The sequence below is a fragment of the Arthrobacter sp. D3-18 genome, from assembly GCF_054408525.1.
In genome coordinates this window covers 3258604-3280225 of record NZ_CP096440.1, presented here as the reverse complement: position 1 = coordinate 3280225, position 21622 = coordinate 3258604, and the positions used below count along the sequence as shown (strand labels likewise).

General features: G+C 62.8%; 19 protein-coding genes and 1 riboswitch. Of the genes, 11 read left to right on the top strand and 8 right to left on the bottom strand.

All coding sequences use genetic code 11. From position 1 onward, the window contains the following. Nucleotides 1-14 precede the first annotated feature (14 nt). From mmsB to M1D89_RS17155, 3 genes are all read right to left on the bottom strand, one after another. Entirely contained in the window at nucleotides 15-1301 is a 1287-nt protein-coding gene (mmsB, locus tag M1D89_RS17165; RefSeq protein ID WP_498645315.1) for a multiple monosaccharide ABC transporter permease, read from the bottom strand. A gap of 52 nt (nucleotides 1302-1353) precedes the next feature. Further along, on the bottom strand, nucleotides 1354-2922 hold the full coding sequence (mmsA, locus tag M1D89_RS17160) for a multiple monosaccharide ABC transporter ATP-binding protein (protein WP_498645310.1): 1569 nt from the start codon (nucleotides 2920-2922) through the stop codon (nucleotides 1354-1356). Nucleotides 2923-3052: 130 nt separating this feature from the next. After that, complete coding sequence (locus M1D89_RS17155; RefSeq protein WP_498645307.1) at nucleotides 3053-4243, bottom strand: ROK family transcriptional regulator; 1191 nt, start codon at nucleotides 4241-4243, stop codon at nucleotides 3053-3055. A 309-nt stretch (nucleotides 4244-4552) separates the two neighbouring features. Between M1D89_RS17155 and M1D89_RS17150 the strand changes: the two genes are divergently transcribed. Then, the gene (locus tag M1D89_RS17150; protein ID WP_498645305.1) at nucleotides 4553-5362 is read left to right on the top strand and encodes a carbon-nitrogen hydrolase family protein; all 810 of its coding nucleotides are present in this window, start codon (nucleotides 4553-4555) and stop codon (nucleotides 5360-5362) included. Here M1D89_RS17150 and M1D89_RS17145 read toward each other — a convergent pair. After that, a complete protein-coding gene (locus M1D89_RS17145; protein WP_498645302.1) occupies nucleotides 5359-6972 on the bottom strand; it encodes a PucR family transcriptional regulator in 1614 nt (537 codons plus the stop codon). The genes M1D89_RS17150 and M1D89_RS17145 overlap by 4 nt on opposite strands. Further along, the gene (gene alr / locus M1D89_RS17140) at nucleotides 6962-8209 is read right to left on the bottom strand and encodes an alanine racemase (protein WP_498645301.1); all 1248 of its coding nucleotides are present in this window, start codon (nucleotides 8207-8209) and stop codon (nucleotides 6962-6964) included. Before alr ends, M1D89_RS17145 begins: the two co-directional genes overlap by 11 nt. Before the next feature lie 194 nt (nucleotides 8210-8403). Here alr and M1D89_RS17135 point away from each other — a divergent pair, with 194 nt between their 5' ends. Further along, entirely contained in the window at nucleotides 8404-9834 is a 1431-nt protein-coding gene (locus M1D89_RS17135) for an amino acid permease (protein WP_402938464.1), read from the top strand. Then, the gene (locus M1D89_RS17130) at nucleotides 9831-11537 is read left to right on the top strand and encodes a flavin monoamine oxidase family protein (RefSeq protein ID WP_498645299.1); all 1707 of its coding nucleotides are present in this window, start codon (nucleotides 9831-9833) and stop codon (nucleotides 11535-11537) included. Before M1D89_RS17135 ends, M1D89_RS17130 begins: the two co-directional genes overlap by 4 nt. 76 nt (nucleotides 11538-11613) lie before the next feature. Here the strand turns inward: M1D89_RS17130 and M1D89_RS17125 are convergent, their stop codons facing one another. The 3 genes from M1D89_RS17125 to purU form a co-directional block, all read right to left on the bottom strand. Continuing rightward, nucleotides 11614-12132, bottom strand: a complete 519-nt coding sequence (locus M1D89_RS17125) for a gamma carbonic anhydrase family protein (RefSeq protein WP_498645297.1) — start codon at nucleotides 12130-12132, stop codon at nucleotides 11614-11616. A gap of 72 nt (nucleotides 12133-12204) precedes the next feature. After that, nucleotides 12205-12882 carry a class I SAM-dependent methyltransferase gene (locus M1D89_RS17120; protein WP_498645295.1) on the bottom strand — a complete coding sequence of 226 codons (678 nt, stop codon included), beginning with the start codon at nucleotides 12880-12882 and terminating at the stop codon, nucleotides 12205-12207. Nucleotides 12883-12903: 21 nt separating this feature from the next. Then, complete coding sequence (gene purU / locus M1D89_RS17115; protein ID WP_498645293.1) at nucleotides 12904-13755, bottom strand: formyltetrahydrofolate deformylase; 852 nt, start codon at nucleotides 13753-13755, stop codon at nucleotides 12904-12906. Between the two features lie 35 nt (nucleotides 13756-13790). Next, nucleotides 13791-13876, top strand: a riboswitch (ZMP/ZTP riboswitch). Nucleotides 13877-13991: 115 nt separating this feature from the next. Here purU and glyA point away from each other — a divergent pair. The 8 genes from glyA to M1D89_RS17075 all read left to right on the top strand — a co-directional run bounded on the left by glyA (nucleotide 13992) and on the right by M1D89_RS17075 (nucleotide 21611). Continuing rightward, nucleotides 13992-15287, top strand: a complete 1296-nt coding sequence (glyA, locus tag M1D89_RS17110) for a serine hydroxymethyltransferase (protein WP_498645291.1) — start codon at nucleotides 13992-13994, stop codon at nucleotides 15285-15287. Nucleotides 15288-15438: 151 nt separating this feature from the next. Next, entirely contained in the window at nucleotides 15439-16332 is an 894-nt protein-coding gene (locus M1D89_RS17105; RefSeq protein WP_498645290.1) for a bifunctional methylenetetrahydrofolate dehydrogenase/methenyltetrahydrofolate cyclohydrolase, read from the top strand. Nucleotides 16333-16503: 171 nt separating this feature from the next. Further along, complete coding sequence (locus M1D89_RS17100; RefSeq protein ID WP_498645288.1) at nucleotides 16504-17688, top strand: sensor histidine kinase; 1185 nt, start codon at nucleotides 16504-16506, stop codon at nucleotides 17686-17688. Further along, nucleotides 17685-18350 carry a response regulator transcription factor gene (locus M1D89_RS17095; RefSeq protein ID WP_498645286.1) on the top strand — a complete coding sequence of 222 codons (666 nt, stop codon included), beginning with the start codon at nucleotides 17685-17687 and terminating at the stop codon, nucleotides 18348-18350. Before M1D89_RS17100 ends, M1D89_RS17095 begins: the two co-directional genes overlap by 4 nt. 150 nt (nucleotides 18351-18500) lie before the next feature. Next, complete coding sequence (locus M1D89_RS17090) at nucleotides 18501-18821, top strand: SHOCT domain-containing protein (protein WP_498645284.1); 321 nt, start codon at nucleotides 18501-18503, stop codon at nucleotides 18819-18821. A 159-nt stretch (nucleotides 18822-18980) separates the two neighbouring features. Further along, nucleotides 18981-19910 carry an ABC transporter ATP-binding protein gene (locus M1D89_RS17085; RefSeq protein WP_498645282.1) on the top strand — a complete coding sequence of 310 codons (930 nt, stop codon included), beginning with the start codon at nucleotides 18981-18983 and terminating at the stop codon, nucleotides 19908-19910. A 31-nt stretch (nucleotides 19911-19941) separates the two neighbouring features. Further along, complete coding sequence (locus M1D89_RS17080) at nucleotides 19942-20781, top strand: ABC transporter permease (RefSeq protein WP_498650980.1); 840 nt, start codon at nucleotides 19942-19944, stop codon at nucleotides 20779-20781. Then, nucleotides 20778-21611: an ABC transporter permease gene (locus M1D89_RS17075; RefSeq protein WP_026542871.1), complete on the top strand. Its 834-nt coding sequence runs from the start codon at nucleotides 20778-20780 to the stop codon at nucleotides 21609-21611. Before M1D89_RS17080 ends, M1D89_RS17075 begins: the two co-directional genes overlap by 4 nt. The last annotated feature ends 11 nt before the right edge of the window (nucleotides 21612-21622 follow it).

Genomic DNA, 21622 nt, shown 5'->3' with positions numbered 1-21622 from the left:
CTTTGACGTGCGGACTAGTTGGCCGGACCGGACGGCGAGATGAGTTCGGAGGTCTTGGTGGTTTCAGTCTTGGCGGATGGTTCTGGCCTGGAGCCGCCGCGTGAGCCTCGGGTCAACAGGGCAATGATGGAAGGCCGGCCCTGGCTCTTGTTGTAAACGTCCACGGCAACGGCGAGCAAGAGCACCAGGCCCTTGATCATCTGTTGCGCATCCGCACCAACACTCAGGAGCTGCAGCCCATTGTTCAAAACGGCCATCACCAAGCCACCGACGAGCGATCCCACAACCGTGCCGACGCCGCCGCTGACAGCAGCGCCGCCGATGAAGACAGCTGCAATCGCGTCGAGTTCCCAGCCGACGCCGTCTGCAGGTCCTGAACTGGTGGACCGGGCCACGAACATCATGCCGGCGAGGGAGGCCAGTATGGACATGTTCATCATCACCAGGAAGTTGACCTTCTTGGACTTCACCCCGGACAGCTCGGCGGCGTGGCGGTTACCACCCACGGCGTAGACATGGCGACCCACCACGGTCTTGGTGGTGATGAAGACGTAGAGTGCGGCGAGGCCCACCAGAATCAATCCGGAGACCGGGAAGGACGTACCGTAGCGGCCGGTCGAGAATAGCCAAGTGACGTAAAGGAGCGCGGCGGCCAGGAGTCCGAGGCGCACGATGGGTACCCAGAGAGGATCAGGGGTGGCGCCCGTCTTCTTCTCGACGCTCCGCTTGCGGAATTCGAGGACCACGAGGACGGCGATCAGCAAAACGCCGATGATGACCGTGGGCCAGTTGTAACGTGCAAAGCTGCCGATTTCAGGAAGGAATCCGGCTCCCATAATCCGGAATTCTTCCGGCACCGGGATGGTGAGCGATTTTCCAATGAACTGGTTTAGGCCGCGGAACAAGAGCATTCCGGCAAGTGTGACGATGAAGGCGGGTATGCCGATGTAAGCGACCCAGAATCCCTGCCATGCACCGATGACTGCCCCCAACGCCAAACCGAGCAGGATACCACCCCACCATGGAAAGCCCCAGTCCCGCATGGATATTGCCACAACGATGCCTACAGCAGCGGCGACTGAACCAACGGAAAGGTCGATATGCCCAGCAATGATGACCATGACCATGCCAATGGCCAGGACCAGGATGTAGGAGTTGCCGTTGAACAGGTTGATCATGTTTGTGGGGGTGAGGACCTTGCCCCCCGTGAATGTCTGGAAGAACAACACCAGCGCAACAAGTGCGATGATCATGCCAAACTGGCGGGTGTCTCCGCCGAAGATCCTTTTCAATGGATTCATATGCGTTTCCTGCTTGTCTGTGAGTTTCTGCGGAGCTGATACGAGCGCGGGCTCAAGCTACGGAAGCCTGTGGCCTCGCGGGCTGCGTCATGAGCTTCATGAGGCTTTCCTGGTCGGCCTGGTCTTTGTCCAGGACTCCGGTGATGGAACCTTCGAAGATGGTGTAAATCCGGTCGGACAGGCCCAGCAGTTCCGGCAGCTCACTGGAAATGACGATGACGCCCTTCCCTTGGCTGGCCAGTTGCTGGATGATGCCGTAAATCTCGTACTTCGCTCCGACGTCGATGCCTCGGGTGGGTTCATCAAGGATGAGCAAATCCGGATCAGTGAACATCCACTTGGCCAGCACAACTTTCTGCTGGTTGCCGCCGGAAAGCTTGGCAACACCTTCGTTGACCGTGGGCGCCTTGGTGCGTAGATCCTTGCGGTATTGCTCAGCAACCCTGTATTCCTCGCGGTCGTCCACTACCAGGCCGCGGGTAATGGCTTTGAGGTTGGCAGCCACAGTGGTGGTCTTGATGTCGTCCAGGAGGTTGAGGCCGAGGGACTTTCGGTCTTCGGTGACGTAGGCCAGGCCGGCGTCGATGGCTTGGGGGACACTGCGTAGGGTCACCTCTTTGCCATCCTTGTAGACCCGGCCGGAGATGTATGTGCCGTAGGAGCGGCCAAACAAGCTGCGTGCCAGTTCGGTGCGCCCGGCACCCATCAGTCCGGCAAAGCCAACGATTTCGCCGCGGCGAACCGTGAAGCAGGAGTTCTTGCATACCAGCCGGTCGGGCACCTGGGGGTGTGCCACGGTCCAGTCCTTCACCTCGAAGAACACGTCGCCAATCTGCGGTGTGTGCTCAGGAAAGCGGGACTCAAGCGAGCGTCCCACCATGCCCTTGATGATGCGGTCCTCGTCCACGCCGTCGCGCTTGACGTTCAGCGTTTCAATGGACTTTCCATCGCGGATGATGGTGATCTCGTCAGCGATCTGTTCGATCTCGTTGAGCTTGTGCGAAATGATGATCGAGGTGACGCCTTTGGCCTTCAGGCCAATGATCAGGTCCAGCAGGTGTTGCGAGTCGGATTCGTTCAGCGCCGCCGTGGGTTCATCCAGGATCAGCAGGCGGACGGACTTGTTCAGTGCCTTGGCGATTTCCACCAACTGCTGCTTGCCGACGCCGATTTCCTTGACGGGCGTGTCAGGGTCCTCACGAAGCCCGACTCGGGCCAGCAGTTCCAAGGAACGTTTGCGCGCTTCTGCCCAGTCGATGACACCCCACTTGGTAGGTTCGTTGCCGAGGAAGATGTTCTCCGTGATGGATAGCTCCGGGATCAACGCCAGTTCCTGGTGGATGATCACGATGCCGGCAGCTTCACTTGCCCGGATGTCCCTGAATTGCTGGGTTTCGGCCTGGTACACGATGTCGCCCGTGTAGCTGCCGTAGGGGTAGACGCCGGAAAGGACCTTCATCAAGGTGGATTTTCCAGCGCCGTTCTCACCACAAATCGCGTGGATTTCGCCAGCCTTTACGCGCAGGCTCACATTCGACAAGGCCTTCACTCCGGGAAATTCCTTGGTGATGGACCGCATTTCCAAAAGGATGGGTTCACCTTGCGTGTCGAGGGTTGTCATCAGCCCTTACGCCTCCAATGCATGACTTCGTTGTCGGCTCCGCAAACGTCGGAGCTGTCTGATGAAAAAGTAAACGGGATCACGGGCCTTGTCGTCAAGACTTGAACGCAAGAGCCTGCTAACGATTTTGTTACCTGCCGGTAATTCCTGCGTGTTGGAACACTAAGGCCGCCGCTCCAAGGGCCTCTGCCCTCGCTCCCAAGGAGGACATTGCCAGGTGGGTCGTTTCGCCCACCACGGGCACGGCATGCCGGACCAGACCTCGGCGAATGGGGTCCAGAAGCAGGTCGCCGAGGCCTGCCAAGGGTCCGCCGACAACAATCACTTCAGGGTTGATCAAGTTGGAAACGTTGCCCAGGGCCCGGCCCACTGCCAAGCCGGCATCGTCAACCACTCGCTGGGTTGCGGAGTCTCCCGCCAGGCAGTTGCGGACGATGTCCTGCGGGGTAAGCAGCTTCTCCTGCCCGCGACCCAACAACTCGATCATGGTGGTGGTTGAGGCTATTGTTTCCAGGCATCCGCGGTTGCCGCAGCGGCATATCAAACCGTGTTCATGGATGGTTGCATGGCCAATTTCACCGGTGATGCCCACGTTTCCGTAGTAGGGGAGGCCGTTGAGAATCAGCCCGGCACCGATGCCGGAGCCGATCTTGAGGAACATGAGATTTGAGACCCCGCTATGCGGTCCCCATGTCACCTCGGACAAGGCGCCAAGATTGGCGTCGTTGTCAACAAAGACTGGGCAGTTGAGCGCCTCCTCCAAGCGATGAAGAATGTCGATTCCCACCCATTCGGGGAGGATGGCGCCTTGGGCAACCGTTCCTGTGCGGCGGTCGATGGGCCCCGGAATACCTGCACCCGCCCCCACCACCGCGGTGCGGTCTATGCCATTTGCACGCAGCAGCTTGTCAAGGAGTGGAACTGCCGCGGCGATGCCCTCTTCCGCTCGGTGGCCCAGCGGCAGCTCAATGTAATCCTCTGCGATCACGTGGTAGCCGAGCGAAGCCAACACCACCCGCAGGTGCCGGCGCCCGAAGTCGATTCCGACGGCCACAGCACCGTTGCTGTTGAGTCTTACGTTGGTTGCCCGGCGCCCGGAGCTGGTGGTCGGCTCGGTGGAAACCAACCCGGCGTCCTGCATGATTTTCACGATGTTGGAGATGGTGGCCGTGGAAAGTCCGGTCTGCCGGGAAAGCTCCGCCTGGGTAGACGGCCCGCTCAGCAAACATTCGATGATGCGCTGCTGGTTGAGGTGGCGGAGCGCGGACTGCGAGCCGGGTTTTCTTGGTTGGCTCTTCGTTGAGCGCTGCGTAGCGGGCATGACAAGAAGACTGCCCCAGAAGCAACCTTGTAGTCAAGAAGTGAACACAGCGAGTCTTCCCTGCCCGACATACTCCAACGCAAGAACATGGGATACCACCCTTTGTGAGGCCCACTATGCGCACTATGAACCGGTGTTTGCCTGCAGAGCGGGCCGCGCAACAGGAGAGTTGCGTGCATTGCGTCCCGATCCGAACGCGTGCGGGTCCAATTGCCTCACCCGCTGACCAAGTCCCGCGCCTACGCTGGAAGCAAGAAACGTCCCGGACCCGTGTAGGGGGCCTCGGGAACAGAAGAAACCAAGGTGGTAATGATGCTGCTCTCAGTCCTGCAGGCGAACGCTTCCGTCATGGACGTTGAGGCGAACCTGCGCACAATCGACGACGCCGCGCAGCGCGCCGCCCAAGCCGGGGCCGGGTTGCTCCTCACGCCGGAGCTCTTCCCCGTGGGCTACGCACCCTTACGCCTCCACGCTGAACTGGACCCGTCAACGCTCCCGGCCATCCGTGAACGGCTGGCCGGGATCGCCCGCACCAACGGTATTGGCTTGGTCTACAGCCTTCCGGCACCGGCCGCTGGCAGCGAAGGGACCTGGCACATCACCGCCACCCTCCTGGACGCCAAAGGCAAAGAGGTCCTCAACTACGCCAAGGTGCACCTCTTCGGTCCGGAGGAGCACAAAGCGTTCGTCGGCGCCCAAGAACCTCCCGCCGTCGTGGACTTCAACGGAATCCGCACATCGATGGTGATCTGCTACGACGTCGAGTTCCCGGAATCCGTGCGGGCAGCGGCCACACGAGGCGCTGAACTCCTCCTCGTGCCAACAGCCCTTTCGGCTGGTTTCGACAACGTGCCGCAGGTCCTGATCCGTGCCCGCGCGTTGGAGAGCCAACTCAACGTGGCCTACGCCAACCACAGTGGGCACGAGGACATCTACAACTTCCTGGGCGGCAGCGTTGTTGCCGGACCGGACGGATCGTTGCTTGCCGCTGCGGGGGAGTCCGCCGCTTTGTTGTTCGCGGAGGTCGGCACGGAGTCAGTAAAAGCGGCACGCGAAGAAGTCCCGTACCTGCGCGAACGCCGGCCGGAACTCTACGAGGAGTGGGACAACCGCGGCTAGTCGCCCGTCCCATCAGTGGAAAGACGAGCCACCAGCTCATCCCCGTACTGCAACGCAAACCACAACTCGGCCCGAACCTGCGCCTGGTTGAGGTCCATGTCCAACAGATCGCCGAGCACACCGATCTGCCGCCGAACGCTGTTTCGGTGCAGCCCCAGCAGCTTGGCCGAGCCGTCCCAACTGCCATTTTCGCTAAGCCAACCGCGCAAGACAGCAAGAAGCGGGTCCCGACGGTCCGGTTCAAGCGCGAGCACGGGGGCAAGGAGTCGTTCGGCCAGCATGGTCCCGGCTTCGCGGCCCAGCAGTCCTGTGACAGACCATGTGACCTCATCAACACGGGTGCTTTTCCCGGTGGAAAGAACGCGGCCGCGGAGGGAGCTTGCACGTTGGTAGGCCGCTTGGAGTCCAAGGAGCTCGGTCGGTTCCCCGATGACCAGCCGCCAGCCCAGCTTCTCCACGTCGGCAAGCAAAGAGTCATCCACCCTCAAACGCGTAATCGCTGCGAAACCATACTCGGTAATTTCCACCAGTTTGGTATCGAACAGCCTCCGCCACTGCAGTAGTTCCCGCACCGGACCGTCGTCTGCCGCACCGTCCACCCGGATGCCCTGCACCACCCGCATCTGCGCCGAACGGGTGGAGGACAAGCTCTGCGCCAGCAGGTCCTTGAGCCCGTTGACATGTTTGGTGCCGCCGGAGGCCAGCGAATCCGGGTGCAATAAAACAGCCGTAGCCAGCTGGCTCGGAGCCAACGAGCCACTGGTCCGCTGCCTCACCAACAACTCCAGCAAGCCCACGGCCGACTGCACCACGTTGTTTTGCGCAGGTGTCAGGGGCGCATCCGAACCGAGGATCAAAGCGCCAAGGTTGGCGTCCTTGGTGCTGCGCAACGGGTGCCCGAACACCAGCGCTGAACCTGGCTGGTCGAAACCGTCCATCTCCACACGCGGACCGCTGCCGGACAGCAACCGCTCAAGTAGCGGTGCCAGCAAGGAATGCTCGACGCCGCTGCTGCCGCCACCGCTGTGCCCCCTGGCGCGGACCCGTCCGTCAGCGCCGACCAGAACAGCCCACACGGGAACCCTCTGCACCAGGGCGGCCAACAGTTCATGCTCCGGCCGGGGGGAGAGGACCGCCCGCATGAGTTGGCGGTTGGTGTCTGCCAGTTGCCGGAAGACCCTCGCGTTGTCAGTCTCCAGGAGCTGGGAGAACTCCAGGCCGATCGCCGCGAAAGGCACAGACTCCGGTACCTCGAACAAGGTGAGGTTATGCGTGCGGCAAGCGTCCAGCAGGACGTCCGGGACGGCGTCGAAATAGGGCCTGATGCCGAAACCGAGCGCCGCAACTTTGGCATCCACGAGACGCCGGACGTAGGCGTCAACCTTGGCCGCCGAGCCGCCCTTCCCAAGGAAAGGCAACCCGGCGGTGAGGAGGAACTCGCCCTCCGGCAGGTACGGCGTGGGGTCTTCGAGCTCACTGGGTTCCACCCACCGCAACAGCGAGGCGCCGCTGCCGCCGTCGTGAAGCATTTTCAACTCCGGCGGCAGCTGCTCCAGGAACTGTTCGAGCGTGACAAAACTCAGGCGGGCGGTGGCGGGCTCAGGCGACATTGCCCTGCCCGGCGGCGGCCGGCTCCTGGTAGTCGGGGCACTCGTAAGCGGTGTGCTGGTTGGCGCCGCTTGCATAGGCGCGCGGCAGGCGCGGGGCGATCCTGTTGATGATCTCGTCGCCGTGGCTTCCGATCGCGGCACCCCAGTCGTCGGCGCTCGCCGCCCCGCAGGCCGGGTCACCGAACAGCACTGCGGTGTCCCCGACGTCGATTCCCGAAGCGTCCGGACCGAGGTCAACCATGAACTGGTCCATGCAGACCTTGCCGATCACCGGCACTGTGCGGCCGGCGATGTTTACTACGGAGCGGCCGCTGATGCCCTTGGGGATGCCGTCCGCGTAGCCGAGCGGGATGAGCCCGAGGTAGCGCGGCTCGTAGGTGATGGCCTGGTGTTCATAACTGACGCCCGTGCCTGCGGGGACCTTTTTGACCATGACCAGCGGAGCAGTCACGCTGAGGGCCGGACGCAGGCCGAAGTCAGCCGGGTTCAGGTGATCGGCCGGGGCGAGCCCGTAGATGGCCAGCCCTGCGCGGACCATGTCGAAGTGGAATTCGGGCCGGTCCAGGATGTTCGCCGAACTGGAAACATGCCTGAGTTCCGGCTCCAGTCCTGCCTCGTGCGCTTGCTGGACTGCTTCTTCGAACTCCGCGACGGCGGTGACGTTACCAGGGTGGGCCGGGACATCGGCCCAGGCCAGATGAGTCCAGAGGCCTCGTACCAGCAGGGTCCCATCGAGTTCAGCTGATCGTGCCTGCGCCACAAGTTCGGCCCAGTCTTCCTTGCGTGCTCCACCTCGGCTGAGGCCGCTGTCCAGTTCCAGATGCACGACGGCGGGACGCCCAAGGCGCTTGGCGATCCCTGCCAGCACCTCCAGTTGGCTGACGCTTCCGAGGGACACATCAATGTCGTTTTCCAGTGCCTCCAGGATGGTCGCACTTGTCTGGGATGCCAGATATAGCCAAGAAAGCATGGGAACAGTGATGCCCGCTTGACGGAGTGTGATTGCTTCGCTGAGCTGTGCCGTGCCGAGCCAATCTGCACCAGCTTCCACTGCTGTCCGGGCAACTTCCACCAGGCCATGACCGTAGGCGTTGCCCTTGACTACAGCCATGAAGTGTGGCGCCTCGGTGCGCTTCTTCAGGGCTTTGACATTGTCTGAAATGGCGGACAGATCCACGTTGACCTGCCCGGAAAGGGCTGCGGCGGCAGCCTCTTGATAGTGTGCATTACGTCTCATGGTTGAACACTATAGGTCATTTTGCACCGCGGTGAGAGGTGGCTCACATGCCAGTCTTGTGGAGGGGAAATCGAAACTACTTTGAAGGGACGTCAAGGGTGACTGTGCCTGTGAACACCAAAAACCCGGCCGCGGCTAGCGTCGCCAGGCCGAGCCTCGGCGCGCAACTCCTGCGCCGTAAGCCAATTGGCCAGATGGTCAGCGAAGCCGGTAGCGGCGAAGGCGGAACGCCGCTGGTCCGCAGCTTTGGCGTCTTCCAACTCACCATGATCAGCGTCGGAGCTACGCTCGGCACCGGCATCCTGGTGATCCTCGGCGAATCAGTGCCGCTGGCCGGTCCGGCCATCTGGATCTCCTTCGTCATTGCCGGCCTCGCCGCGCTGCTTTCGGCAGTGTCCTATGCCGAAATGGCTGGGCTTGTCCCTGTGGCAGGCTCCAGCTATTCCTACTCCTACGCCACCATGGGCGAGGGCATGGCCTGGATTTGTGGTTGGTGCTTGGTGCTGGAGTACGCGGTCTCCGTGGCAGCCGTTGCTGTGGGCGCCGGCCAGTACGTGAACGAGACACTCGCCGCGTTTGGCCAGTTCCTGCCGGACGCGATGAGCCAGCCGCCGGGGGACGGCGGGCTGGTGAACGTGCCCGCCATGGTGATCGTGATCCTGGCTATGCTCCTGCTGGTCCGGGGTGCCCGCGAGAGTGCCTGGATCAACACGGCGATCGTCGTGATCAAAGTAGGCATCCTGATCTTCTTCTGCGCAGTAGCCTTCACCGCTTTCAACGCCGGTAACTTCGAGCCCCTGCTGCCCATGGGTGCCGCCGGTGTTTCCGCTGCCGCATCCAGCGTCTTCTTCTCCTACATCGGCTTTGACGCCGCTTCCACCGCCGGCGAGGAAGCCAGGAACCCCAAGCGCGACCTTCCCCGGGCCATCATGCTCTCCATGGTCATCGTCACCACCATCTACGTTCTGGTTGCCGTTGCAGCCATCGGCGCCCGCCCGTGGGGTTGGTTCGACGGCACAGAAGCTGCACTGGTTCAGATCCTGCACGAGATCACCGGCCAGCCATGGATCGCCCTGGTCTTCTCGGTGGGTGCTGTACTAGCCATCGCAAGCATCGTTCTGACCGTGCTCTACGGCCAAACCCGCATCATGCTCTCCATGTCCCGCGACGGCATGGTTCCCAAAATCTTCGGCCGCGTTTCCCGCCGTACCGGCACTCCGGTGGCTGGGACGCTGATCATAGGTACCGCCGTCGCCCTCACTGCGGGCTTGGTCCCGCTCGGTGCCCTGGCGGATGCCACCAGCATCGGAACCCTCTTTGCCTTCGCGCTGGTCAACGTGGCCGTCATCTACCTGCGACGCAACCGCCCCGACCTTGAGCGCAGCTTCCGGGTCCCGCTGTACCCCATTACACCGATCCTGGGCACCCTGATGTGCGCCTACTTGATGCTCAACCTGGGAGCCGACACCTGGATCACCTTCGGTATCTGGATGCTGGTAGGCGTCGCCATCTACTTCGGCTACGGACGCCGGAACTCCAAGGTAGCCGCGCTCAGCGAGCAGGACTACCGTGAACTAACCACCAGGGCCGTGAGCCCGGAATCTGTGAAAGCAGCAAATTCATGACCATCGCCACAGAACTCCCCGTCATCGAGGAACCAGGGGCGCCCGCCGCAGCCGCTGGAGCACCTATCACCATGCTGAACCCGGACTTCCCGTTCAGCTACGACCACTACCTGGCGCACCCTGATGGGCTCGGCTCAATCCCGGAAGCGCTCTACGGCACGGAAGTAGCCATCATCGGTGCAGGCCTGTCCGGGCTGGTCACGGCCTATGAGCTGATGAAGCTTGGCCTCAAGCCGGTCATCTACGAGGCCGACCAGATTGGTGGACGACTCCGGACTGCGAGCTTCCCGTCTGCTCCCGGCGTCGTGGCGGACCTTGGCGGCATGCGTTTCCCGGTCTCCGGCAAAGCGTTCTACCACTACGTGGACCTGCTGGGCCTGGATACCAACGATTTCCCTAACCCCATGGCGCCGGCAACTTCCTCCACAGTGATCGAGCTCGCGGGCAAGAAGCACTACGCCACCACTGCAGACGAGCTGCCGGAGTTCTTCCTCGAAGTAGCCGACGCTTGGAAAGCAGCAGTCAACGATGGCGCGGCCTTTGCTGAGATGCAGGAAGCCATCAAGGCCCGCGACACCAAACGGATCAAAGAACTCTGGAACGCGCTCCTCCCGGAGTTGGACGAACAAACCTTCTACGGCTTCATCGCCGCCAGCAAGTCCTTCAAAGAGGCCGGCTTTGCACACCGCGAGGCATTCGGCCAGGTAGGTTTCGGTACGGGCGGTTGGGACACCGACTTCCCCAACTCCATCCTCGAAATCCTCCGCGTGGTCTACACCGACGCCGACGACCAGCACCGCTCCATTGCGGGAGGAGCACAAAGGCTCCCCGAGGCACTCTGGAACCACGCGCCGTCGGACCTGAAGTACTGGCCGGAGGGCACCTCACTGGCGTCGCTGCATTCCGGCTCGCCCCGCGGAGCCGTGGACAACATCCGCCGGGTAGAGAACGGCGACCTCCTGGTCCGCGAGAACTGGGGACGCGAAGCCACCTACCAGGCCGTGGTGACCACCTGCCAGTCCTGGCTGCTGTCCACACGCATCCACACTGAGGAAGCCCTGTTCCCGGCCGAGCTGTGGACCGCTATTGAGCGTTCGCACTACATGCAGTCGTCCAAGACGTTCGTGATGGTGGACCGCCCGTTCTGGAAGGACATCGATCCCGAGACCGGACGTGAAGTCCTTTCCATGACCCTCACCGACCGCCTTAACCGGGCCACGTACTTGCTCGACGACGGTCCCGATAAGCCCGCTGTCATGCTCCTGTCCTACACGTGGAACGACGACGCCCTGAAATGGCTTGCACTCACTGCAGAGGAGCGCGTGAAGCTCATGCTGCACTCCTTGGAACAGATCTACCCGGGCGTTGACATTGCGAGCCACATCGTGGGGCAGCCGATCACGGTGTCCTGGGAAGCGGATCCCAACTTCATGGGCGCGTTCAAAGCCAACCTGCCGGGCCACTACCGGTACCAGCAGCGCCTGTTCACCCACTTCAAGCAGGATCAGTTGCCGGAGCACCAGCGCGGCATCTTCCTCGCCGGTGACGACGTGTCCTTCACCGCCGGCTGGGCTGAGGGTGCTGTAACTACGGGCCTGAATGCCGTGTGGGGAGTAGTAAATCACCTGGGCGGTTCGTCGGCTGCCGGGAACCCCGGACCGGGTGACCTCCTGGACGAGCTCGGCCCGATCTCCCTGGACTAGTCTCCTTACGTTGCGAGGCCCGCTCTGCGCCCTAAACCTTCGGGTTAGGGCACAAAGCGGGCCTCGCATTCGGCGTTTAAGCGTGCATTTCCCTGTGCGCCGCAGCGAGTTCCTTATAGTGGGCGGCGTTGTGCTTGACGCCGTCGAACTCTTCGTCGGTGAGTTCACGGCGGACCTTGGCGGGCACGCCGGCAACCAAGGAACGCGGGGGAATGACGGTACCTTCCAACACGACTGCGCCGGCAGCGATGAGCGAGCCGGTGCCGATCACCGCGCCATTGAGGATGGTCGCGCTCATACCGATGAGGCAGTCGTCCTCCACAGTGCATCCATGGACCACGGCGCTGTGCCCCACGGAGACGCGCTCGCCCACTGTGCAGGGGAAACCGGGGTCGGCGTGGAGGACTACGTTGTCCTGGAGGTTGGACCCTGCGCCGACGCTGATGGCCGCCGTATCTGCCCGGACGGAGACGCCGTAGAAAGCGCTGGAGTCCTCGGCCAACGTGGCCTTGCCAATAACGGAAGCCGTGGGTGCCACGAAGGCGGTTTCATGGATGGCCGGGGTGTCCCCGGCGAAAGTGTAAGAGGGAGCCATGAGCCCAGCTTAGTTCCCAAGTAGGTCGCAGTTCAGGTCGTTCTCAGCGCTGGGAACGACCTGAACTGCGACCTAGTTGGGTGCGGGTGCGGGGGAAGGGGTGCGGAGGATCAGGAATTGGTAGTGCTGGGACCAGTTTCCTGCGCCCGGCCCGGACTCTACCCCCACGCCCTCCGGCCACGTCCGGAAATGCTCCACCGAGCCGTGCTCGCCAAAAATACGCTGGACGGTTTCGTCGCTGCGACGGCTGAAGAACCGCCGCGGTTCCTCGAGATCTTCCGGGTTCAGGACTTCATCGTCCTCACCTGACCAGAGCCCGACGGCGATTGGCGCACCAGGTGCGGTGACCCGCACAAGTTCGCGGACGACGTCGTGAATTCCGCTGTTGGGGACGTGCAGAAGAGTGCTCATGGTCCAGGCAGTCGAAAAGACGGCATCCGGAAAGGGCAAGCTGCGACCGCTGGCAACAGTGGCATCAAGCCCGGCGGAGCGCGCCAAGTGAACGCTCTCCGAGGACAGGTCCACTCCGGTGTAGTGCAACCCGGCGCGGACAAATTCCACGCCCTCAACCCCAGTGCCACAACCCAGTTCAAACAACGAATGACGGTGTTCGGACTTCAACAGCCGGATGAACCATTCCCGGCATTCAACCCGGTGCGGTGTCAGCGCGCGGGTGTTCCGCACCGGTGCTTGGCGGTCGTAAAAGACAGCCAGGTCAGCCTCGTGGTCGGCGTCAGGGATGCCCCGCATACCCCCAGCATAGGAGTGGCGTCAGTTGAACACCACGGTGCGGGTGCCGTCCAGGAGCACCCGGTGTTCGGCGTGCCACTGGACCGCCTGGGCCAGGGTGCGGCCTTCGACGTCGCGGCCCATCTGGACGAACTGGGCAGCCGTGCGTGCGTGGTCAACGCGGATGACTTCCTGCTCGATGATCGGGCCCTCGTCGAGGTCCGCAGTCACGTAGTGTGCCGTGGCGCCGATGATCTTCACCCCACGGGCGTGGGCCTGGTGATACGGCTTGGCACCCTTGAACGAGGGAAGGAACGAGTGGTGGATGTTGATGGCCTTGCCGTTCAACTCCGTGCACAGATCGTTGGAGAGGACCTGCATGTAACGGGCCAGGACAGTGAGTTCCACGTCGTGCTCGGCAATCAGCTTCAGCAGCTGCGCCTCGGCTTGGGACTTGGTCTCAGGCGTGACTGGGATGTGGTGGAACGGGATGCCATAGAAATTGGCCAGTTCTTCGAGGTCACGGTGGTTGGACACGATGGCCGGAACGTCAATGGGCAAGGTGCCGGTGCGCTGCTGGAACAGGAGGTCATTAAGGCAGTGCGCGTCCTTGGAGCACAGGATGATGGTGCGGACCTTTTCGCCAACAGGGTTGATCTGCCAGGTCATGCCGAACGATTCGGCTACAGGCCGCAGGGCAGTGGCCAGTTCGTCCTGGGGGGACGACGTCGTTGCCTCCACGCGCATGAAGAAGTTGCCTGTGCTGGGGCTTCCGTATTGCTGGGAGTCGGCGATATTGCAGCCGGCCTCAAGGAGGGCGCCAGCTACCGCATGCACGATGCCGGGGCGGTCGGGGCAGGAGAGTGTTACTACGAAAGCGGTGGAGTCAGTCACACGATCAAGCCTACCTGTGCTGCCTTGTTGTACTGTTAATGGGTCGCAACTGGCGTTGGGTGGACTACCACCAGGGAGCGGCAATCATGAAGACCACGGATCGTACGCCTGGGCCGAGGGTCATGTCTTACCGCTGCACGCACGTGACCGATCCCTCCGTCAAAAAGGGGACGCGGGAATGCTGCTGCCGGTAGCCTGACCTGTAGCACCACCCGTTGCCTAGCCAGGAGATTTCCGTGACTACCACAACCACTTCCGCGTCTGTCAGCAACCAGTCGCTCGCCGATCTCGATCCCGAGATCGCAGCAGTCCTTAACCAGGAACTCGGCCGCCAGCGCGGCACCCTGGAAATGATTGCGTCCGAAAACTTCGCCCCCCGCGCCGTCATGGAAGCCCAGGGCTCCGTCCTGACCAACAAGTACGCCGAGGGCTACCCGGGCCGCCGCTACTACGGCGGTTGTGAATACGTCGACGTCGCCGAGCAACTCGCCATCGACCGCGTCAAGGAACTCTTCGGCGCCGAGTACGCCAACGTCCAGCCGCACTCCGGTGCACAGGCAAACGCTGCAGCACTGTCCGCCATGATCACCCCGGGCGACAAGATCCTTGGCCTGTCCTTGGCACACGGTGGACACCTGACCCACGGCATGAAGCTCAACTTCTCCGGCAAGCTCTACAACGTAGCTGCCTACCAGGTTGAAGAAGACAACTTCCGCATCGACATGGAGAAGCTGCGCGAGCAGGCCATCGCCGAGAAGCCGCAGGTCATCATCGCCGGCTGGTCCGCGTACCCGCGCCACCTCGACTTCGCTGCCTTCCGCTCCATCGCCGACGAAGTTGGCGCCCTCCTCTGGACGGACATGGCACACTTCGCCGGCCTTGTTGCAGCAGGCCTGCACCCGAGCCCGGTCCCTCACTCCGACGTCGTCACCTCCACGGTTCACAAGACCCTCGCAGGTCCGCGTTCCGGTGTGATCCTGGCCAAGCAGGAGTGGGCCAAGAAGCTCAACTCCAACGTCTTCCCCGGCCAGCAGGGCGGCCCGCTCATGCACGTCATCGCAGCCAAGGCCGTTGCCTTCAAGATCGCCGGCAGCGAAGAGTTCAAGGAGCGCCAGGAGCGCGTCCTCGAGGGTGCCAAGATCATTGCTGACCGGCTGAACCAGTCCGACGTCGCCGAAGCCGGCGTCTCGGTCCTCACCGGCGGCACCGACGTTCACCTGGTCCTGGTTGACCTGCGTAACTCGCAGCTGGACGGCCAGCAGGCCGAGGACCTCCTGCACTCCGTGGGCATCACCGTGAACCGCAACGCTGTTCCGTTCGACCCCCGCCCGCCGATGGTCACCTCCGGCCTCCGCATCGGTACGCCTGCCCTGGCTACCCGCGGCTTCGGTGCCACCGAGTTCACCGAGGTTGCCGAGATCATCGCCACCGCGCTGAAGGCAGGCTCCGCCGCCGACGTCGAAAGCCTCCAGGCACGCGTCGACAAGCTGGCCGCTGACTTCCCGCTGTACCCGCAGCACGAGCAGTGGTAAATCCGCGTCCCCGCGGATAGGTAACGCACTACCCGGGCATTGAACCGGAGCCGACGGGATCCGCCGCCACACCTACGGCGGCGGGTCCCGTTGGCATGGGCCTCCTAAGAGGCTTCCTCACACAGGTCACCCACCAGAAAGAGCAGATGGAATGACACAGTCCACCGCACAGATCCTTGACGGCAAGGCCACCGCCGCAGCCATCAAGGCAGAACTGACCGAACGCGTTTCCGTCCTCGCAGCAAGGGGCATCGTCCCCGGCCTGGGCACCATCCTGGTGGGTTCCGACCCCGGCAGCACTTGGTACGTTGGCGGCAAGCACAAGGACTGCGCCGAGGTTGGCATCCAGTCCATCCGCCGCGACCTCCCCGAAGACATCTCACAGGAAGACCTCCTGGAAGTTGTCCGCGAGCTCAACGACAACCCGGAATGCACCGGCTACATCGTCCAGCTTCCGCTGCCCAAGCACATCGACCAGGACGTCATCCTGGAAGCCATGGACCCTGACAAGGACGCGGACGGCCTGCACCCCATGAACCTTGGCCGCTTGGTGGCCAACGTCAACGGCGAAATGAAGTCCCCGCTGCCCTGCACGCCCAAGGGCTGTGTGGAGTTGCTCCGTCGTCACAACATTGAACTCAAGGGCAAGCGTGTCCTGGTTGTTGGCCGCGGCGTCACCATCGGCCGCCCCATCGGCCTCCTGCTGACCCGCAAGGAAGTCAACGCCACGGTCATCCTGGCCCACACCGGAACGGTGGACCTGCCCGCGGAACTCAAACAGGCCGACGTCGTGATTGCCGCTGCCGGCGTACCGCACATGATCAAGGCCGAAGACCTCAAGCCCGGCGCCATAGTGCTCGACGTCGGCGTCAGCCGTGTGGACGACGGCAACGGCAAGGCGGTCGTTACCGGAGACGTGGACCCGGCAGCTGCCGACGTCGCCGCCTGGCTATCCCCGAACCCCGGCGGCGTGGGTCCGATGACCCGTGCCATGCTGCTCGCGAACGTTGTGGAGAGTGCGGAGCGCCAGGCGGGCATCGCCTAGGTTCCTGCGACTCACGGCAAGGGCCATTACGGGGCTAAGCTGCCGAAGATGCCGTGCGCACGGCATCTTCGGCAGGGAACCCTCGAAATGGCCTCGCCTACTCCTCCGGGAGTAGGCACCCTGCTCCGTTAACCCGACGACTTACCCGGGGACCAAAGCTAGGCTCTGTGTATGCAGCCCCGTTTCCCTGAATCACAGCGGCACCCGGGGTCCCAGCGAATTCCGGGCCAGCGCCGATTCGCCCGTCCGCCCACGAGTTTCATCGTCATCACTGTCGCTGTGATTCAGATGGTGGGGACACTGGCTTCCGCGAGCCACCAGGACGCGGCACGTCCCTTGGACGCACTGGCAATCTTTTTGCTCCTGGCCGGGCCCGCCGGGCTGGCGTTCCGGAAACGCGCCCCGCAGATGATGCTCCCCGTCGCCCTCCTTGCTACCGGCACGTATCTGGCATTGGGCTACGCCTGGGGTCCGATCGTGGTCTCGCTGGCGGTGGCCATCGTGTTGACCGCAGCTGCAGGCCTGCGATGGCAGGCTTGGGCAGGTGCGGGGATTGCAGCGACCTCGGTGATCACAGGAGCGGCCATGAGCGGCGACGCCACTTGGCCCGTGCGTGCTTCCGCAGGCGTAGCGTGGGCAGCCATTCTGGTGCTGATCGGGCAGGGAATCCGACGCCGGAGCGAACGTTTGGCGGAATACCGGCGGCGCCGCGAGGAAGCGCAGAAGGCCGAGCGCGATGAATACAGGCTTACTTTAGCCAGGGACATCCACGACGTCGTGGCGCATTCCCTGTCCATGATCAACGTGCAGGCCTCTGTGGCGCTGCATGTTGGTGCCGATGATCCGGAAAAGCTAAGGCCCGCCCTCGAAGCCATCAAGGCTGCCAGCAAGGAATCGCTCACGGAGGTCCGGCAACTCCTCGGCGTGCTGCGCGAGGACGTTCCCCTGGCACCGGCAGCCAGACCTACCCTGGCCAGAATCCCCGAGCTTGTGAAGAACGCGGAGCTGAGCGGGTTGCGGGTGGCCCTTGAGGACCACTCGAACCACCAAGCGGTCGGAGAGGCCCAACAGGAAGCCGCCTACCGGATGATCCAGGAAGCCCTCACTAACGTCGGGCGGCACTCAGGTGCCCAATCCGCCGTCGTACGGGTCATCGACTCCGCCGGACTGCTGACCGTGACCGTAGACGACGACGGCGCCGGCATGCGTGGCGCGCTCCCGGGCAATGGACTCACGGGAATGCGGGAGAGGGCAGCCGCCTTGGGCGGGACGCTCTCAATACACGAACTCGACCCCGGCCTCCGGGTCGAAGCGATCCTGCCCAGCCAACCATCAGCAGAAGGAAACCTCCAGTGATCCGCATCCTCCTTGCTGACGACCAAACCCTTATCCGGGCAGGCTTTCGCGCACTCCTGGACGCCGAGCCGGACATGGAAGTGGTGGGAGAAGCCGGCACCGGCCGGGATGCTGTGAGCTTGGCTGCGCGGGACAAGCCGGACGTCATCCTCATGGACATCCGCATGCCGCACGACGACGGCCTGACCGCCAGCCGCAAGATCCTCAGCGACCCGAACCTGACTGGGACGCGCATCATCATCCTCACCACCTTCGAACTCGACGAGTACATTGCCGAAGCCGTCCGGGCCGGTGCAGCAGGGTTCCTCGTCAAAGACACCGAGCCCGCGGAGCTCATCCGCGCTGTCCGGGTGGTCCACGACGGTGATGCGTTGCTTTCGCCGTCAGTGACCCGGCGGATCATGGCCCAGTTGGCATCGCAGAGCAGGGCTGCAGCCAAAGTGATCCCGCTGAAACACGTCACGGAACGCGAACGGGAAGTCCTGGCCCTGGTGGGCGAGGGGCTCAACAACGCTGAGATCGCTGAACGGCTTTTCATCACACCCCTCACGGCGAAGACCCACGTTTCACGCATCATGACCAAACTCATGGTCCGCGACCGCTCACAACTGGTGGTCCTCGCCTACGACTCCGGCCTGGTTCGCCCGGGGTGGAGCAGTTGACGCTCCCAAGGCGACTCCGCCAAGAGTAGCGGCGCTTCCCAAGGTGACTCCCGACGGCGGATGCCTCACCGGCCGAGGATCGGCAGACTCGAAGCAGAGCCGAAAGACGGTTCACGCCGGGCACCGGCGCAGAGAGTTTGGATCACTGACATGTTCACCGCAATCACTTCAATCGTTGGGGAGACCACAACCCTCGGGGGAGCCCTGGTACAAGTGCCGGCCGCCGTCGCCATGCACGGTTCGTGGGGAGACGGAACTCCCTGGCCGTTCTTCCTGCTGTTCCCCTTGTTCTGGATCCTCGTGATCGGGCTGATCATCTTCGTCGCGCGCCGGACGTGGCGCCGGAACCATCAGTGGGCCGCGACGCAAGGCGCCGAGGGAGTACTCCGTGAGCGGTATGCCCGCGGCGAGATTGACGAGACCGAGTTCCGGCAGCGGCTGGAGGTGCTGCGCTCGCAGCCGGTCGCGTAACCGAAACCTAGTGAATCGAAAGGGCTCTCGCAAGATTATCTGCAAGAGCCCTTTCACATCTCAGTGGGCGCTACTAGTCTGCTGAGGGTGCACAATGAAGCAATCCGCTCTCCGACACCGTCACCAACACAGTCAGAATCGTCGCAATCCGGCTTCGACATGAACCCACCATCCGTCATCAGCGCGCGGAACCTCACCAAGGCCTATGGTGATCTCACCGCCGTGGACAACATCTCCTTCGACGTACCGGCGGGGGAGTCCTTCGGGCTGCTGGGCCCCAATGGTGCCGGCAAATCCACCACCATGAAGATGATCGGTGGCGTCTCCCAACGCACCTCGGGCACGCTGAGCATAATGGGCTTGGACCCCGAGTCGCACGGTCCGGAGGTCAGGGCGCATCTTGGTGTCGTCCCGCAGCAGGACAACCTGGATGAAGAACTCAAGGTTCGCGAGAACCTGATCGTCTATGGGCGCTATTTCGGCCTGCCCTTGAGCTATCTGCGCCCGAAAGCCGACGAGCTGCTGGAATTCGCGCAGCTGACCGACAAAGCCAATTCCAAGGTGGATGCGCTCTCCGGCGGCATGAAGCGACGGCTCACAATAGCGCGGTCGCTCATCAATGAGCCCCGGATCCTGCTCCTCGACGAACCCACTACAGGCCTGGATCCGCAGGCGCGCCACATTCTCTGGGACCGCCTGTTTCGGCTCAAGGAAAGCGGCGTCACCCTCATCCTCACCACCCATTACATGGACGAGGCCGAGCAACTCTGCGACCGTCTGATCGTGGTGGACAAGGGCAAGATTATGGCGGAAGGATCTCCGGCGGCCCTGATTCGCGAGCATTCATCGCGCGAAGTACTGGAGCTCAGGTTCGGGTCCGAGCGGAACGCGACCATCGGCGTCGAACTTCAAGGCATTGGCGAGCGGCTGGAAACGCTGCCGGACCGCGTGCTCATCTACGCACACGACGGCGAGGCCGCGCTGGAGCAGGTCACTGCCCGCGGGCTGCACCCCATGACCTCACTGGTGCGTCGCTCGTCGCTGGAGGACGTCTTCCTGCGGCTTACCGGTAGGAGTCTCGTTGACTGAGGAACCGTTGACTGACTCGGCGAACAAATTAATCACGACGGCGGAGCAGCCGTTGCGTGCCCACTCACCTGAGGTTTCGGCTGCCAGGGCGCGACGCTGGGGTTCCTTCTTCTACGCCGAGCAAGTGCTCCGCGTCATGCGGAACTACGGCTGGTCCGTGATCCTGTACAGCGTGGGGCAGCCCGTGGCGTATCTTTTCGCCATGGGAGTGGGGCTCGCCAGCTTGGTGGATGCCAACAGCGAGGCTGCCTTCGGAGGCGTCAGCTACTTGGAGTTCGTGGCTCCTGCGTTGTTGGTCTCCGCCGCGGTGATGACGGCGTCGGGGGAATTTTCGTACCCCATCATGGACGGCTTCAAATGGCGCCGCGTGTTTTATGGCCCGCACGCCTCGCCCCTGATTCCACAGCAGATCGCCAGTGGCCACATCATGGCCAGTTCCCTGCGCTTCCTGCTGCAGTCGGTGGTCTATTTTGTGGTGGTGGCCATGTTTGGTGCTTCGCCGAACCCCTGGGGTTGGGTTTCGGCGATCGTGGCTACCGTTGCGGCGCTCTCTTTCGGCTTGCCGCTGATGGCCTATGCCGCCAGCATTAAGCAGGACAAGGGTCAGTTCGCGCTGGTGCAGCGGTTCATCGTCATGCCGCTCTTCCTGTTCTCCGGGACGTTCTTCCCGCTGGATTCGCTGCCGATCGCAGTTCGTTGGATCGGTTGGATCTCTCCCGTGTGGCACGGTACTGAGTTGGGCCGGGTCTTCACCTACGGGATGGACCAGAACCCGTTGCTGACCATCACCCACGTGGTGTTCCTGCTGGTGACCGCCACTGTTGGCTGGATACTTGTCCGCCGCCAGTTCGTGAAAAGGATGGGCTCGTGAGTGTCCTGACAGGTGGCCACAGCGCCACGGATCTTGCCCGTGAGCGCAAGTTCGGTTCGCTGTACTCCCGCAACGCCAAGGCAGTGGTGGGCCGTGGGCTGATGGCTGCCAAGAGCAGCACGTGGCTGGTGATGGTGTCCGGTTTCTTCGAGCCTGTTCTGTTCCTGCTGGCCATGGGCGTGGGCATGGGTTCCATCGTGGGCACAGTCCAAGGTCCAGGCGGCGAAGAAATCAGCTATGCGGCGTACATTGCGCCGGCACTCCTGGCGGTCTCGGCCATGAACGGAGCCATTTACGACTCCACCTGGAACGTCTTCTTCAAGATGAACTTCGCCAAGCTCTATCAGGGGATGCTCTACACATCCTTGGGGCCGCTGGACGTGGCGATCGGCGAGATCTTCCTGGCTCTCCTTCGGGGCCTGCTGTACGCCACCGGATTCACTGCTGTCATGGGGGTGATGGGCCTGCTCACGAGTTGGTGGGCCATCTTGGTTATTCCCGCCTCGGTGCTGATCGCGTTCGGTTTCGCAAGCTTCGGGATGGGCATCACCAGCTTCATGAAGACCTTCCAGCAGATGGACTGGATCAACTTCTTCCTGCTGCCCATGTTCCTGTTCAGCGCCACGTTCTACCCGCTCAGCGTCTACCCGCAGGTCATCCAGTGGTTCATCCAGGCCATGCCGCTGTGGCACGGGGTGGAACTCCTGCGCCAGATCAGCGTGGGCTCGTTCAGCCCGGCCACCGCAATCCATGTTGGCTACTACGTTGTGATGATCGCGCTCGGGATCATGTTGACCACCGCGAGGTTGCGCCAGCTGTTCCTGAAGTAGGACCAGCCGGC

Excerpts from the sequence above, each read along its gene's own strand:
- mmsB (WP_498645315.1), bottom strand. The coding sequence starts at position 1,301 with ATGAATCCATTGAAAAGGATCTTCGGCGGAGACACCCGCCAGTTTGGC.
- mmsA (WP_498645310.1), bottom strand. The coding sequence starts at position 2,922 with ATGACAACCCTCGACACGCAAGGTGAACCCATCCTTTTGGAAATGCGG.
- M1D89_RS17155 (WP_498645307.1), bottom strand. The coding sequence starts at position 4,243 with ATGCCCGCTACGCAGCGCTCAACGAAGAGCCAACCAAGAAAACCCGGC.
- M1D89_RS17150 (WP_498645305.1), top strand. The coding sequence starts at position 4,553 with ATGATGCTGCTCTCAGTCCTGCAGGCGAACGCTTCCGTCATGGACGTT.
- M1D89_RS17145 (WP_498645302.1), bottom strand. The coding sequence starts at position 6,972 with ATGTCGCCTGAGCCCGCCACCGCCCGCCTGAGTTTTGTCACGCTCGAA.
- alr (WP_498645301.1), bottom strand. The coding sequence starts at position 8,209 with ATGAGACGTAATGCACACTATCAAGAGGCTGCCGCCGCAGCCCTTTCC.
- M1D89_RS17135 (WP_402938464.1), top strand. The coding sequence starts at position 8,404 with ATGGTCAGCGAAGCCGGTAGCGGCGAAGGCGGAACGCCGCTGGTCCGC.
- M1D89_RS17130 (WP_498645299.1), top strand. The coding sequence starts at position 9,831 with ATGACCATCGCCACAGAACTCCCCGTCATCGAGGAACCAGGGGCGCCC.
- M1D89_RS17125 (WP_498645297.1), bottom strand. The coding sequence starts at position 12,132 with ATGGCTCCCTCTTACACTTTCGCCGGGGACACCCCGGCCATCCATGAA.
- M1D89_RS17120 (WP_498645295.1), bottom strand. The coding sequence starts at position 12,882 with ATGCGGGGCATCCCTGACGCCGACCACGAGGCTGACCTGGCTGTCTTT.
- M1D89_RS17105 (WP_498645290.1), top strand. The coding sequence starts at position 15,439 with ATGACACAGTCCACCGCACAGATCCTTGACGGCAAGGCCACCGCCGCA.
- M1D89_RS17100 (WP_498645288.1), top strand. The coding sequence starts at position 16,504 with ATGCAGCCCCGTTTCCCTGAATCACAGCGGCACCCGGGGTCCCAGCGA.
- M1D89_RS17090 (WP_498645284.1), top strand. The coding sequence starts at position 18,501 with ATGTTCACCGCAATCACTTCAATCGTTGGGGAGACCACAACCCTCGGG.
- M1D89_RS17085 (WP_498645282.1), top strand. The coding sequence starts at position 18,981 with ATGAACCCACCATCCGTCATCAGCGCGCGGAACCTCACCAAGGCCTAT.